Genomic DNA, 14,404 nt, shown 5'->3' with positions numbered 1-14,404 from the left:
TCATATGTCCAGTGTTTTTCCCCAAAGATATAGGAATGAACCTCATCATTCAACTTTAAAAATGTACCGCAGCTCGTAAAAGACCATTAGTGCCTTGAGCACGATTTTTTGCATTCTGCTCCGAATACAAGTTAAAAAAGATAAAGTGATTTTTGGTGAGGCTATAAACCATTCCGGGTCCAATGGCCCAAACACTTTCTTTTCTTCCTGGTACACTGACGCCGTTTGCCAAGGTGTCCGTAATTTGATTGAAGAAATAACCATTCACTCCCACAGTAAACTTCTCCATCAATGCATAACCCACAGCGATGTCTGCAAAAACTGCTTGTCCTGCCTGTGTGGTATGAACATTGGGCCCAAAAGCAACATTGGGGCTATGGTTCACACCATTCCACAGGTAATGCAGCCTGCCTGAAGTAGAAAATTTAGGAGTCATCCAAAAAGTAAAGGCCCAATATGGGTTTAGTGACCAAAAATGGCTGCTGGGGTTTATTGCGTAAAGGCTATTGTATCGGCCAATCGGCGCTATGATATCCAATTCCAGGCGTGAAACAAACAGAGGGCTCTTGCCATCTTTTCGCATGATGGGATCAAATTGGAGCGCAGGTCCCACCCACAAATCACCAGGACCATTTTGAGCCTTTAATACAGTATTATTTAGCCCATCATTTACTTTGGCATTCACCACCCAGGGTAAAAGTGCAGAAACCCCCAAACTCGCACCCAAAACTCTTTTTTTAGTCACATAAATAAACTGGGTTACATTTGCCACAACATCCAAATCGGTACGGGGGAGTGGAAGCTTATGGCCGTTTTGGTCATTGAAACGATTGGCTGTATAATATTGAAAGTAATCTTGAAAATAAGCACCTGGACCTGAAGGTGGACTTCCATCATAGAAACTGGTGTAACCAAGGTTGACCACCGGCTCATCATAAGACCATGCAGAAGAAGCAAATGCTAAAATTGCCACAGTGAAACACGAATGCAGTATTCCTTTCCATTGCATAAAAAATCGTCCTTTCTATTCAGTTGCTTTTTTTCAATGTTTTGTCAAAGACTAAAAAATTCTTATAAATAATTGCCATCGCCGTAACTTTAAAAAAACTTTTTAATCTTCATGATTGCATATAAATGAAACATTTTTTTTTATATTATTGGGCATACCAAACGGTTAACCTTTGATTAATTTAAAATTATGTCTGATTTATTTCATAAGAACAACATAAAAAAATTGATGTTTTCCCCAGTAAACCCGCATTAAACCATGTGGAGTATACGCTATGTGGGATTCTCTTTTGAGAAAAACACGGCAACAGCACAAGCAATAAATGATAGTGGTCATACAAGTGATTTTTAAACACGTCAAAGCAAGAAGATTTGATTTCCAGTAAAGAAGACCTTAAAGAGAGGGATACATTACCAATGACCTATCTTATTTCCTTATTTCCATGCAAGAATTTCTGGTGGGTTACGGGGTACGACAGGTGTAATCCCGGCAGGTACACCTATTATCATCGGTGCAATGGCAGAATAATCCGAAGAGAGACCTAATCTGGTTTTCCATTCTGGGGTATTCAATGCAGAAACAGCAAGACCAATAACACACGTACCATATCCTTGAGCACAAGCTGTAAGCATTAAATTTTCTGCAGCCAACCAGCAATCTGCTGCTACAAAAGGACCATGATATTTGCTGTAAATTACAATAAGCGTATTGGCATTATAAAATGCATGAAAATCAGGATCTTTTATGAGTTCCTGTAGATGACGCATTTGTGATTTGGAATAATGGTGGGCTTCAGTATAAATAAGTGCTTTCACACTGTCCGACAAACGATTTAAAATATCCTGATCTTGGATGACAACAAATGACCAAGGTTCTTCATGCATTGCAGTAGGCGCTTGGACTGCTGCTTCTAGTAAGGAAGTAATTGTGGCGCGATCAAGTTTTTTCGATGTAAAGTTGCGTACGGCTCGGCGCAGATAAATTGCGTCGATTTCACTCATCAGTGCTTTTTCTTCCTTTGATTTTTTTGAAGTAGCCATCAGTTTCTCCATTAACTTCCGTGACCCATATTCAAATTCCTTTTATGGTTCTTAAATTCTGGTCTATCTTCATACTTTGTCAAGTTTGTGAAAATCAGCCGCAAAAAGACCGATAATATATCATTATGTACTTATAATGAAAGTAGAGGATTTTTAAGAGTTTGATAAATCACATCATGTTTTAAAACCCGTGGGAGAATAAAGAATGCATTACTTTATTCCTGAACCGATTAAGACTGGCGATACTTTGGGTCTGCTCACGCCTTCTAGTCCTATGAGACCCGAGCTATTGGAACTCGGTATCTCTTATTTAAAACAAAAAGGATTTCAAGTGAAATTGGGCCGATACATCCATGCAGCCGATCGTTTTTTAGCTGGAGAAGATGAATTTCGGGCAGAAGATCTGATGAATTTTTTTATGGATGACGAAATCAAAGCGATCATGGCAATTAGTGGGGGGTATGGATCACAACGCATCGTTCCTCTTCTTGATTATGATTTGATAAAGGCTCGTCCCAAATATCTCATTGGGTTTAGTGATACTACTGCCTTGCAACTCGCTTTACTTAAAAAAGCAGGACTGATTTCTTGTTCGGGATTTATTTTTGGTGATTTGGAGGCAAATCCTATCGATTCTTTAATAGAAAGGACGCTATGGGGGTGTTTAAAAGGAGAAACATTTCAAATTACCGACGGTCAAACAGCCCAATTGGGTATTGCCAGAGGCAGACTGGTGGGAGGAAATTTGGAATCTTTGCTTTCATTAATGGGAACTTCATACTTACCTGAAACAAGAAATTGTATTTTATTAATAGAAGATGTAGGTGCAGAGCCTTACCAGGTAGATAGTCGTTTATCACAATTGGATCTTGCAGGAATTTTTAATGAAGTGAATGGTGTTGTCTTTGGTCAATTTGCACGCTGTACCGCAAAATATTTTCCCGACCGCGATGGGACTGTGGATGATGTCATTGAGGAGTGGTCCTTACGAATTAAAGCCCCCTGCATTAAAAATTTTCCTTATGGACATTTTCCTAGAAGATGTGTTCTACCTTTAGGAAGAGAAGTCTTTTTAAATGCAAATCAAGGAATTTTATCGATACTATAGAGTTTATCGTAACGTTCTATTGTTGTGCCAACCAATCCTCATAGGTAAGTGCAAAACGAAAATGATCGCACCAAACTCCATTTATATTTAAAAATCTGGGTGAAAATCCTTCTTTGAAAAAACCATTACTGATGGCTAAATGGATGGATTGAGTATTGGTGGGCTGAATGTTGGCTTCAATTCGATGAAGCTTTAATTTTAGAAAAATTTCTATTAAAACCAATTTTAACGCTTGACTCATTAAACCTTGGCCAGCATAGGTAACTGAAGCAAAGTAACCTAAATAAGCACTTTGAAAAACACTTTGCACGATTTCACTTATATTAAATACACCGACTATGTCACCATCATCCTTTAAGGCGAGATAACACCGGCGATTGTATTGCTGGGTTTTTTGGAAAAAAACCTGAAATTCTTCCGAAGTTTGCGGTGTGGCAACAAACGGATAATGGAAATCTTTACTTTTTTGCATGGTCATAAGAAATTGATCCTCATCATCTTGCACTAAAGGACGTAATTTAATTTGAGGAAAATTCTCTAGCATAGTCATGGTTTCCATTCATTGATTCAATTCAGGAGCAAGTTCTTGAAATTGAATCACTTTATTATTTGAGATAGAATCGGCAAAAAAATATTCAGGTTCGTAAATCATGCCTTTAATTGTAAACTTATCTGCATTACATGCTTTATATCCTACGAGTACTTGTATTCAATCCTTTGAAGAAGTTTGCGATCGCTATTCTACTGGTTATTTCAGGCAATGTTCCAGTTTATTTCAATCCTGGACAAATTATGCTTGGCTCATGTACCAAATGGCCAGACATAACTCAAAATTGATTCAGCCTTATCGCTTAGGTCAACTCAGCTCGGAAGAATTTCTCGAAAAATTAGTACACATTTTCTATTTCCTTAAAGATTCATCCCCTAAAAAAGGAGAAATGGAGCATTTGAATTCCAAGTCGCTCTATTCGAAAACCTTTGCCAAAATGCTTTTAGAAAACGCATGGAATTCACAGATAGAATGGGATCAGTCTAAAGAAAAATATCTTTCAATGTTAATTGAGGATAGAGCAAAAAACACGTCGAACAGGGACACTGCGGTGGCCTCATCTGAGCGGGAACCCACGCGGGATCCTATTTATTTAATCGCCAATACCAATGAATTACATGTTATCCAGATTCTTCATCTATTGAGAAAAAATAACCCGTCCATTCTTTTCTATAGAAATATAGATGTGAGTCCTAAGGATGATAAAAGCCCTATTGAAATTGCACCCGGAATCTTCCTTTGTTTGTCTTATCGATATCAAATGTTTAAAACACTGGAGGAAAATATGGCAACTGATCCCATTGCGAAGACATCTTTGTTGAGTTATCTGGTTTCCAAACAACTGTCTGAAGTTCCAACATCGGAAATCCGTTTCATTAGCCAACACCAACCTGATTTAGTAGAGGCACTGCGCATTGGTATTGATCCAGATAATATTTATCCTGCTGACAATTATTTTACAGCTCAAGCAGAACATTTTAAGAAAATGCATTAATGTGCATGAATCAATTTTTGAAGCTGTTCGTCTTATTTTTAATATTAAATAGTTCAGCGAGTATGGCCATGAATATAGTCACTGTAGAACAACCTGAATTCCGTCAGGTTCTAAAAACTAAAGCTCAAGAGGTCCAGTTTCCTTTAAGCCAGGAAGACAGGCAACTTATAGAGGCAATGAAAACTAAATTGAATGAATTAGGTGGTGTCGGTTTGGCTGCACCTCAGGTGAATCAACCTCGAAGAATTATTGCCGTTTATATTCCCGAGGAAGCGACTTTATTGAGGGATAATGTGAATCAGTTTTATCCAATGCATATCCTGATTAACCCAAGTTACGAGGCTGTAGCTGGAACAGAACTGAAATATGATTTTGAAGGTTGTTACTCTGTGTCGAGTAAATCCGGAAAAGTTCCACGTTATGATCAAATTAGCTTGAGCTATTATGATGAGTTGGGCGAATTTCACCAACATGTGGAGAGAGGTTTTTATTCGCGGGTTTTACAACACGAAATTGATCATCTAAATGGTTTATTAATCATTGATCGACTGACCCCTGATTGTGTCCAAGGATCTGTGGAGGACATGATGGCTTTGAGAAGAGAGTCCTTATCCCCAGAAAAGAGAATGATGTTTGATCAAATCATGGCACGAAAACTAAAAAAATAAATGAAAATTTTAGATTAAATTATCTAGACCGAATTGAGATTTAGCATTTAATAATTCATCCACATTTTGAACAGACAGCTGGGCTTTTGCTTGTTCATAGCCCATTTTTGTAATTTCTTTATATCTTTTAAAATCCAATATTCCATATTGATCTACTTTTAATGAAATGGCTATATCAGCCATAGACATCATTTTTGAAGTATTTTGATGGGAACTGATGGTCAACAAACGCATCACTAGCTCGCCTAAATTAATAGGCAGAATGGATTCTTTACCCATAAAGCGGTTAAAAAGCAATTTCCAACCTGAAAGTGAATAGGGCAGAGGCATTAATTTAAATAAATAATTGTTATTAATATTGGAGGCGATGATTTTACTGCTGTGTGAGTACTGTCTCATAATGTCTGTAGGTATGTTATTCAGTACGCCACCATCGATTAACAGTTTGTCATTGAATGAAACAGGCGGATAGATAAAGGGTAAAGAAATGCTTGAGCGAATGGACTCCCATAACTTGCCTTTATCATGAACATACAATTTTTTGCTCACCAAATCTGTAGAGACACAAAAGTAATTAATCCATAAATCTTCGATTTGCGTGTCTTCGCCATAGAGTTTGATCAGACTGTCTGTAGCCCTTTTACCTCTGGCAATCGAAATATATGGAAAGGTAAAATCAATTTTAGCGCCTTTAAGTAAATATTCTTCTACAAATTTTAAAATATCACTTGAAGAATACCCCATTGCAAAACCTGCTGCGAGCATCGCGCCCATACTTGTACCTGCAATATAATCCACAGGTATTTTTCTTTCCTCCAATAAGCGGTAAACACCAATGTGGGCAAGGCCTCGTGCCCCTCCACCGCTCAGTACTAAAGATATCGTATTATCTGTGAAAATACGCATCATTCTTGAAATACCTTCCTCAGTATTGCTGCGGACATGAAAGTGGGCATTGACTGAACGTTTTGCTAACCACTTATTGGTATTTTTGGGGGGAATTTCTGTTTGATGGAGAAGTACCAATATATTTCTTTTAATAAAATTATGTTTGGCGTTTGAGAGATAGGATTCCACTTCAGATAATTGAGTATCCTGCTCTGACGCAAGTACCAAGAAAGCAAGAGAATCAGCCTGACGGATACAAAATTTAGTCCAATTCGTTAGTGATTCATCCGCCAGATAGAAAATAAAAGAATACTCTTTTTCAAGTTGGCTTATCCATAAAATTCCTTCATTACTCATATGACCACAAGAATCCAATGAAACATGACTTTGTTTGAGATATTGACTGGTTAATAAAAGAATCTTTTCTTTATGTGAACAATGCAAAACCATTTCCTTAAGTTGTCTTTCTAGATCAGGAATAGGCTTTATTGAAATGAGGGCTATGGACTTATTACGAGATGTTGCGGTGCGAATACCCTGCAGTGAGTTGGTTAACCGTTTAATAGTATACTGAGTAATTCTACTCAAGAGTTCAGGGTAATTTCTGCATAGCTTTAAAAAATTTTTTTTAGATAACTTTAAAATAATGCTGTCTCTTTGCGTGTAAACATTCGCAGAGCGAGGCAAGTCAGACAGTAATGCCATTTCGCCAATAATGCCCCCTTCCTGTAATTCACCTTGATAAGTCACTTTCTCTTCAGAATCTGTTATCTGGTAATAAAGCCTCCCTTTAATAAGAATGTATAAATCATTCATTTCTTCCCCTTTTCTAATTAAAAGGGTATCAGCTGTCCAGGATTCAATTTCAAAAACCCGAGACAGTTTCGCAAGACATGCTTCGCTCATCGAACTAAAAGGTTCGTATTGTTTTATAAATTTAAAAATTTCTTTTGGTGTTAGCAGGGCATGATCCATATTTTTTTTAAATCAGAAAGGTTATTTGTAATTATAGATTTGTTTTCAAAAATGGGGTTTTCTTGCAGCAACAGAAGGTTTACATGAAACATAATATCCAATGTTATACTCGGTACAATGAACTTAGCCAAAGATAAGAAGTTCTCTATTTTGTCACAGAGGGCGGTTGAATTGGTAATTGACTTAAACGGCATGTTAAACCTAATTAATAGTATAATTGAAACAATAGGTTTAGTGAGATCAAGACTAAACCTCCAATGTGCAACAAAAAAAGGTATATTTGATGGAAAGATTTTCTAATGATCCACTGCACGGCATGACCCTAGAGGCTATCTTAAATAGTTTGTTGGTTTGTTATGGCTGGGAGGGCTTGGCGGAAAGAGTCAAGATTAACTGCTTTTCCTCAAATCCCAGCATCAAATCAAGCCTGAAATTCCTGCGCAAAACACCATGGGCAAGGAGTGAAGTTGAAACCCTTTATCTTACCTCCTTAAAAAGTAAAGATTGCGACAACTTATAATTACCGGAGTAATAAATAATGAAGGATGTTTTCATTAATAAAGAATATGTTGAACTTTTTAAAATTCTTAAATTTGAAGGTATCGCCTCGAGTGGGGCAGAAGCTAAGGAAATGATAGCTTCGGGCACTGTATTGGTAAACGGCATCATAGAAAAACAGAAAAGAAAAAAGATAGTTCCTGGAGATACGATTAAATTGAAAGGTGAGATCTTTCACATAAAGTTGGAGGGTAATTAGTGTTTCCTGCAGCCTGGACATTGGCCTAGAATATTCGATCTTTGTACTGTATCAATATGGGATTTGTACGCTATCAAGTACTTTGTGAATAGGAGTGCTTCCAAAGTTCGCGAAACCACTGTTGCCTTATATGTGCAAGAAGAATTATTATCATTTACAGTAAAGTTAATGGTTTATCAATTCTAATTAACCAAGGACAGCTGTATATCAAATTATAAAAGGATGATTCATTATGAAAAAAACAATAATAGGATGTTCATTCCTAGCCTTTTTTACCGGGATACCGTCTTCTTTTGCTGAAAATACAGTCTTGCCTTCGCCAGTATCTTGTGAATCCTGCACGGGACAAATAATTCAGGGAGCAAAATGGAATTACGTTCTCTCTGAAACACCAAAATTCTCCGTTTTAGCTGATATTTATGATATTGATGGATTTAGCAGTACTTCTCAAACAGTGAACACCATTCATACTCAGGGTAATAAGGCGGTTTGTTATATCAGTGCGGGATCGTGGGAAAATTGGCGTCCCGATGCGAAACAATTTCCCGCATCTGTTAAGGGAAGATCAAATGGGTGGCCAGGGGAGAAGTGGCTTGATATTCGTCAAACATCCATCCTCTTACCTATTATGCAAGCACGTATTGACATGTGCAAGGCAAAGGGGTTTGATGCTGTTGAATTTGATAATGTTGATGGGTACACCAATAAAACAGGTTTTCCTTTAAAAGATTCTGATCAAGCCTACTACAATGCCTCTTTGGCTAATATGGCGCATCAAGCAGGCCTTGCGGTTGGTTTGAAAAATGATCTAGACCAAGTGGAGCAATTATTACCCTATTTTGATTTTGCCATTAATGAACAATGTTTTGAATATAATGAATGCAATCATTTAACACCCTTTATTAATGCGAATAAAGCTGTGCTTGAGGTTGAGTACGATTTAAAACCAAGTAAATTTTGCAAGAAAGCCAATGACATGCACTTTAGTTCAATTAAAAAAAATGAAGATTTAAAAGAAAAAGTAATATTTTGTAATTAATTTAAATGTTTCATGCAGGCGTCACCGCTAAAGTGAGTGATTAAAGAAATTTAAAGCTTATCGAGGGGCGCTTTGCATATGGAAGTGATGCAAGCATCTATGGGTCAGGACTTGCTCATGCATGTGGATTTATTTCTATGAAAGTTGAATTAAAGTCTCCACGCCAGACGTAGAGGGCCTGCAAGTTAAATTATTTTAAAAGACAAAATTGGCATTCTATTGCGGTTGATAAAAATTCTCAAAGAATCTAATTTATTTAGGAGAACGCTTAACTTTCCATGTTTTCTTGCTGGCTAAGCTCGTTAATTTCGCGGTTTAGGGTATAACTTAATAAGGTTCTTATTAAAACAATACTCGCCACAATACCTATTGAATAATAATCAGGGGCCGTAGTGGTTCCTATTAAATCAGCAGCTACAATAAATTCTAATCCTAAGGTTAATACTCTTCCAAGCCGCAATCGAATTTGATTAATACTGGTGACCTTTGTCGCAAAAAAGAGATAGGAGGAATATCGCCACAAAGCAGTTAATACCCCAAATAAAATTACAAGCACGCCACAAAACGAGATGCTATGTTGGATGTACAGTAATATTGAATGCAGGCTAGGTAGCTCCATTTGTTAGAACTCCTTTAATTCATGAAACAAAAGTGTAACTAAAAATATAGAATACCTTTCGGGATTAATTTGAGCAATCGATCAAAGCAGGTGGCGCGAATAAAACTCAAATGTCCTGTCGTATGAAGTTCTGCTGCTGAATTAATGCGGTATTCTCTTTTCTGCATTATGTGATGGTTGTTCAACTTCCGAATCAAGATTGTTGTTAATCCATAGGAACGGGTGAAACTCCCGTTTAATCCATTTCGAGCAAATTCTTTATTTTTCAATGGTGAATCTTGACAAAATTAATTATTCGTTTCTAAAATGCACTGGGCTAAATTTATTATTTGCCTATAGATTATTTAACTAACCCTAAAAGGAATTATGTAAATGAACAAACTACAATTAACAGGCGTTGCTTTAGCAATCGGTGCTGCTTCAATGTTTGCTCTAACTCCTGCTGTTGCTGCAGATGCTTCTTCTGGTATGGTAAAATGCCAAGGCGCTAATGCATGTAAAGGACAAGGCGCATGCAAAACTGCTGATAACGCTTGTAAAGGCCAAAATTCTTGCAAAGGTAAAGGAATGGCTGAAATGAGCAAAGAAGACTGCCAAAAAGCTGGCGGCACTGTTGTTGAATAATTCGAAAAGTTTCCGCATTACTCCAGGCATGTAGTGTATGCCTGGTTTTCATTTTTTCTCGGATGACATATGGATTTTTTTCCCAAGGATAACGAAACAAAAAAACTGCCTTTTCTAGGTTTTGGTCTGGGGTTACGACCGGATTATTACGAAGAAATATTAGCGCAAAAACCCAAGTTGGACTGGTTCGAAATACTCACTGAAAACTATATGGTTCCTGGCGGAAAGCCACTTTACTATCTTGATAAAATCCGCGCCCATTATCCTATAGTGATGCATGGTGTTTCCCTCTCATTAGGCAGTTCCGACCCTTTAGATTATCAGTATTTGAAACAATTGAAGGAATTGGCTGCCCGAGTTGAGCCTGTATGGATTTCTGATCATTTATGCTGGACTGGAGTGAATGGAATAAATGCCCATGATTTATTACCCGTGCCTTATACATCGGAGGCCATAAACCATATTGCATCCCGGATTCAGCAAGTGCAAGATTTTTTAGGTCGTCCGCTACTCATTGAGAATGTATCCAGTTATTTGACATACAAACAATCTGAAATGACGGAATGGGAATTTATCGGAGAAATAACAGCGAAAGCAGATTGTTATATTTTATTAGATGTCAATAACATCTACGTCAGTTCTGTGAATCACCAATTTAATCCTATGGATTATATTACTTCCCTGCCTGCAGAACGTGTCGCACAAATTCATTTAGCGGGACATTCAAATCATGGAAATTACATTATTGATACGCATGATGCCCCGGTCATAAAACCCGTTTGGGATCTTTATGCTGCAACACTGCAATATTTAGGCCCTATATCCTCCATGATAGAGCGTGATGACCACATGCCCCCTTTAGCGGATTTGCTCAATGAGGTGAATCATGCTCGAAAAATTGCTGCATCAATTTTGATAGAAGAGGTACTTGAATGAGTGAGCTTTTCCAGTTGCAAGATCAGTTTCAAAATTTTCTGTTATCAGGGAATGGTACCATCCATGATTCGATAATAGGGACTGGTCTGGTTTCAGTGGATACCCGTTTAGGAATTTATCGGGATGCTTACAGGATCCGACTGATTGAAAGTTTGAGCACTAATTTCCCAGCCTTATATGCTTATTTAGGCACGGAAGAATTTAACAAACTAGCGCTCTATTATATAGAAGCGCATCCTTCCAATTATCGCTCTATTCGTTGGTTTGGTGATTTATTATCTGATTTTATCAAGTTGAATTATCCACAATATCCCCACTTGGCAGAGCTTGCCGAGTTTGAATGGAAAATGAGCTTGGCTTTCGATGCAGTAGATGAGCCTGTCGTACAGGTGGAAGAGATGGCAGCTATCTTACCCGAATCCTGGCCTAATCTTCAATTTGTACTTCATCCTTCCTTGCAGCGAGTGAATTTTTTATGTAATACCGTTCCACTTTGGCGTGCCTTGACTCATGATCACGAACTACCTCAATTAGAACAAAATGCCATATCCACTTCATGCGTTATATGGCGCACCCCTGAATACATCACTCAATTTTACAGTATGTCTCAGGAAGAAGCTTGGGCGTTAGATAATTTATCCAATAGCGTGTCTTTTGGAATAATTTGTGAAGGACTATGTCAATGGATAAATCCTGAGGAAGTAGGCATGAAGGCCGCCTCCCTTCTCAAAGGATGGATACAAAATGGCATGATTTCACAAATATTGATCGATAATTAACCCATTATTTTTAAAATAATTATTCTATTGCGAGTTAAATTATCTCGTAGCATAATATGTGAACATCTTTGTGTTCTTAGAATGCAACTGGAGCATATTAATGGCTGTAACCAAAACTGATATTGGCACAGATCACCCAAGGATTAAGGGGAGCTCTGAAGTCAGAAAAGATAACTCTTCACCGGAAATATGTGAATTGTTAATTGATAATCCAGGTGGTGGCGATTGCGGATTTTATGCGCTTTCTATAGGTTTAATCGATACCATTCAAAAAGAATGTAGCCTTTTTGAAAAAAGCAAAACCTATGATCAATGGGTCATACAAGGTCTTCAAAACACAAGCTTGCAAGAAATTCTTGAGATTGATTTAGAACAATTGTCTCGTTCCCCAAGGCATTATAAGAAAGATCTTCTATTCAAATTACAAATGTCTTTGAGAAGCATAGCCTGTATTATTTATCAAAATGACCCCATCAATCGTATTATAACGGAAGCCAGTATCGGAGATGGACGAGCTAATATTGAAGCAACTTCTCTATTCGGCAAATTCATCGAATTGGTGGACTATTATTTAGGTAGGGGGGATTCATTAGCGAAGATAAGCCAATTTAACGAATTAGCTTTTTCTTCAGAAGTTCAGGAATTAGCAATTGAGGCAGCTCAATCTCTGCTACCCAAAATTCAAGAAAAAGATGAAAAAGAAGCACGCCAAATTCAAATTGCTTATGTGAAGGAAATATTTTACCAAGACATCATATTTGCCAATAAAGCCAATGTAGATTCAGTCATACTAAAAGGCGTCGAAAAGATTAAAGAACAAGGCAGATGGGCTACTCATTCTGATTTGAAAGAAATAGCAGATCAGCTTCATGTCAATCTACATGTCATAGGACATCTGGATGGACAGGACAAACCCGCTTATCCAGTAATTACCTTAAGAAATGAAAGTAACATACACTGGACGACACGGGTTAGAGTATCTAAACAATTGACCCACACAATCGAGCAACCAATCAGAACTTCTTTAGGTACCATATCTCCTCTGATTAGCACCAGGCCAACTGATTTATCCACAGCTCCAAAGCCGTTAAAAAATGCGCCGAGTACAACTCTGCAGCCAGATTCGCCCCAACAAAAAGAAAAGCCCAAGCAAACCCCATCTTTAAACAAGCAGGAGTACATAGAAAGATTATCAACAACCTCTGCTCAGATGCCTACATCAAAAGAAAATCAGGACGAATTAAATCAATTGATTCGGTTAGTGAACCGAGCTGTAATTGATTATTGTAGTTATAGTGAGGGTATAGTTTTTTCATTTTTCCATCGGCATGGTGAAGAGGGTAGAATAAGAGCCAGAAAATTTAGCATCGATTTTTCAAATATGAAAGATCTTGATCAAGCTAAAAAATATTTAATTGATTTTTTGGAAAATAATAGTAATGGAAAAACCCATCCACATTCTTTCAGGACGATGTTATTCAAAGAAATACTTAACACGAATGAAACCAAGAAAAATTTAAATGATGTTTCTAAACATTATGAGAATCTATTAGCAAGGTTCCACCAGGAATTTATCACTCATGAATTATCCTTTATTTTATAAGTGTTCGATTCGGTGTTTTACCTGGTAGACTCTCAATAAAGGAGTGGGGATGCATCTATTCACCCCAGGTTCTTTTTCGATGGAACAAAGTGATAATAGGAGGTAAAAGAGAAAGGAAAATAATTCCATAAATTACTAGGGCAAAATTTTCTTTAACCAAGGGAATTGAACCCAGAAAATACCCAAGACTTAACAAACTAAAAATCCAGATTAACGCGCTTAATACATTATATAGGGAAAAATGGACCACACGCATGGTACCTATACCTGCGACAAAAGGGGCAAATGTGCGAATGATAGGAAGAAAACGGGCAAAAATAATGGTTTTACCCCCATGCTTTTCATAAAATTGATGGGTATCCTGTAAATGTTTTTTATTAAGTAGCCAGGATTTATCCGTCGCAAAAATACGGGGTCCCAATAATCGCCCTATTAAAAAATTAATTTGGTTTCCTAGTACGGATGCAAGAAATAATAAGAGGAATAAAAAGGAAATTTGTAATGGGTTTCCAGGTTGCGCTGCAATGCTGCCTGCAGCAAAAAGTAGCGAATCCCCAGGTAAAAAAGGTGTGATTACCAAACCCGTTTCACAAAAAACGACTGCGAACAATAGTAAATAGGTCCAAAACCCATATGTGGATACAATCGTATTCAAGTAAACATCAATATGAATCAGAGAGTTAAATACTGTACTTAAATGCATTTTATCTGGAAACCTAAGGTAAAAAATAAATATTTTTACATACTTATTCATGAATTAACATAAATATTATATTGCTTTGCCTGACTTTGTTTACATTATAGAATAAAACAAC

The 14,404-nt window shown here is 37.2% G+C and carries 17 protein-coding genes; 10 read left to right on the top strand and 7 right to left on the bottom strand.

What is annotated here, in order from left to right; translation table 11 throughout:
* Positions 1–55: 55 nt before the first annotated feature.
* Entirely contained in the window at positions 56–1,009 is a 954-nt protein-coding gene (locus tag BU07_RS0105630; protein WP_035899007.1) for a SphA family protein, read from the bottom strand.
* A gap of 434 nt (positions 1,010–1,443) precedes the next feature.
* On the bottom strand, positions 1,444–2,049 hold the full coding sequence (locus tag BU07_RS0105625) for a nitroreductase family protein (protein WP_031564119.1): 606 nt from the start codon (positions 2,047–2,049) through the stop codon (positions 1,444–1,446).
* A 205-nt stretch (positions 2,050–2,254) separates the two neighbouring features.
* On the opposite strand from BU07_RS0105625, the gene BU07_RS0105620 reads away from it, so the two are divergent.
* A complete protein-coding gene (locus BU07_RS0105620) occupies positions 2,255–3,157 on the top strand; it encodes a S66 peptidase family protein (RefSeq protein ID WP_031564118.1) in 903 nt (300 codons plus the stop codon).
* A 16-nt stretch (positions 3,158–3,173) separates the two neighbouring features.
* On the opposite strand, the gene BU07_RS0105615 is transcribed toward BU07_RS0105620, so the two are convergent.
* Positions 3,174–3,701, bottom strand: coding sequence for a GNAT family N-acetyltransferase (locus BU07_RS0105615; RefSeq protein WP_031564117.1), 528 nt, complete (start codon positions 3,699–3,701; stop codon positions 3,174–3,176).
* 106 nt (positions 3,702–3,807) lie between these two features.
* Here BU07_RS0105615 and BU07_RS0105605 point away from each other — a divergent pair, with 106 nt between their 5' ends.
* Both BU07_RS0105605 and BU07_RS0105600 read left to right on the top strand, forming a co-directional pair.
* On the top strand, positions 3,808–4,701 hold the full coding sequence (locus BU07_RS0105605; protein WP_031564116.1) for a hypothetical protein: 894 nt from the start codon (positions 3,808–3,810) through the stop codon (positions 4,699–4,701).
* 62 nt (positions 4,702–4,763) lie between these two features.
* On the top strand, positions 4,764–5,369 hold the full coding sequence (locus BU07_RS0105600; protein WP_031564115.1) for a peptide deformylase: 606 nt from the start codon (positions 4,764–4,766) through the stop codon (positions 5,367–5,369).
* 9 nt (positions 5,370–5,378) lie between these two features.
* Here BU07_RS0105600 and BU07_RS0105595 read toward each other — a convergent pair whose 3' ends face one another.
* Positions 5,379–7,232 (bottom strand): patatin-like phospholipase family protein, encoded by a 1,854-nt coding sequence (locus BU07_RS0105595; RefSeq protein WP_031564114.1) that lies wholly within the window; start codon positions 7,230–7,232, stop codon positions 5,379–5,381.
* Positions 7,233–7,515: 283 nt separating this feature from the next.
* Here BU07_RS0105595 and BU07_RS0105585 point away from each other — a divergent pair, with 283 nt between their 5' ends.
* The 3 genes from BU07_RS0105585 (at position 7,516) to BU07_RS0105575 (ending at position 9,028) form a co-directional block, all read left to right on the top strand.
* Complete coding sequence (locus BU07_RS0105585; RefSeq protein ID WP_031564112.1) at positions 7,516–7,752, top strand: VF530 family protein; 237 nt, start codon at positions 7,516–7,518, stop codon at positions 7,750–7,752.
* 18 nt (positions 7,753–7,770) lie between these two features.
* Entirely contained in the window at positions 7,771–7,989 is a 219-nt protein-coding gene (locus BU07_RS0105580) for an RNA-binding S4 domain-containing protein (protein WP_031564111.1), read from the top strand.
* Between the two features lie 232 nt (positions 7,990–8,221).
* Positions 8,222–9,028 (top strand): endo alpha-1,4 polygalactosaminidase, encoded by an 807-nt coding sequence (locus BU07_RS0105575; RefSeq protein ID WP_051635487.1) that lies wholly within the window; start codon positions 8,222–8,224, stop codon positions 9,026–9,028.
* A gap of 268 nt (positions 9,029–9,296) precedes the next feature.
* On the opposite strand, the gene BU07_RS0105570 is transcribed toward BU07_RS0105575, so the two are convergent.
* Together BU07_RS0105570 and BU07_RS17380 are read right to left on the bottom strand one after the other, a co-directional pair.
* Positions 9,297–9,647: a DUF1622 domain-containing protein gene (locus BU07_RS0105570; RefSeq protein ID WP_031564109.1), complete on the bottom strand. Its 351-nt coding sequence runs from the start codon at positions 9,645–9,647 to the stop codon at positions 9,297–9,299.
* Positions 9,648–9,685: 38 nt separating this feature from the next.
* Positions 9,686–9,916, bottom strand: a complete 231-nt coding sequence (locus BU07_RS17380; RefSeq protein WP_115262265.1) for a hypothetical protein — start codon at positions 9,914–9,916, stop codon at positions 9,686–9,688.
* Positions 9,917–10,019: 103 nt separating this feature from the next.
* On the opposite strand from BU07_RS17380, the gene bufA2 reads away from it, so the two are divergent.
* From bufA2 to BU07_RS16955, 4 genes are all read left to right on the top strand, one after another.
* Entirely contained in the window at positions 10,020–10,271 is a 252-nt protein-coding gene (gene bufA2, locus BU07_RS0105565) for a BufA2 family periplasmic bufferin-type metallophore (protein ID WP_031564108.1), read from the top strand.
* A 69-nt stretch (positions 10,272–10,340) separates the two neighbouring features.
* Positions 10,341–11,207 carry an MNIO family bufferin maturase gene (bufB, locus tag BU07_RS0105560; protein ID WP_031564107.1) on the top strand — a complete coding sequence of 289 codons (867 nt, stop codon included), beginning with the start codon at positions 10,341–10,343 and terminating at the stop codon, positions 11,205–11,207.
* Complete coding sequence (locus BU07_RS0105555) at positions 11,204–11,986, top strand: HvfC/BufC N-terminal domain-containing protein (protein WP_031564106.1); 783 nt, start codon at positions 11,204–11,206, stop codon at positions 11,984–11,986. Before bufB ends, BU07_RS0105555 begins: the two co-directional genes overlap by 4 nt.
* A gap of 100 nt (positions 11,987–12,086) precedes the next feature.
* A complete protein-coding gene (locus tag BU07_RS16955; protein ID WP_051635486.1) occupies positions 12,087–13,589 on the top strand; it encodes a hypothetical protein in 1,503 nt (500 codons plus the stop codon).
* Positions 13,590–13,644: 55 nt separating this feature from the next.
* On the opposite strand, the gene BU07_RS0105545 is transcribed toward BU07_RS16955, so the two are convergent.
* Positions 13,645–14,292: a DedA family protein gene (locus tag BU07_RS0105545; protein ID WP_031564104.1), complete on the bottom strand. Its 648-nt coding sequence runs from the start codon at positions 14,290–14,292 to the stop codon at positions 13,645–13,647.
* Positions 14,293–14,404 lie beyond the last annotated feature (112 nt).

Source organism: Legionella wadsworthii DSM 21896 = ATCC 33877 (assembly GCF_000701265.1).
GTDB lineage: Bacteria > Pseudomonadota > Gammaproteobacteria > Legionellales > Legionellaceae > Legionella > Legionella wadsworthii.
The sequence above is the reverse complement of the archived record's forward strand: the minus strand, read 5'-3'. Positions and strand labels throughout refer to the sequence as shown.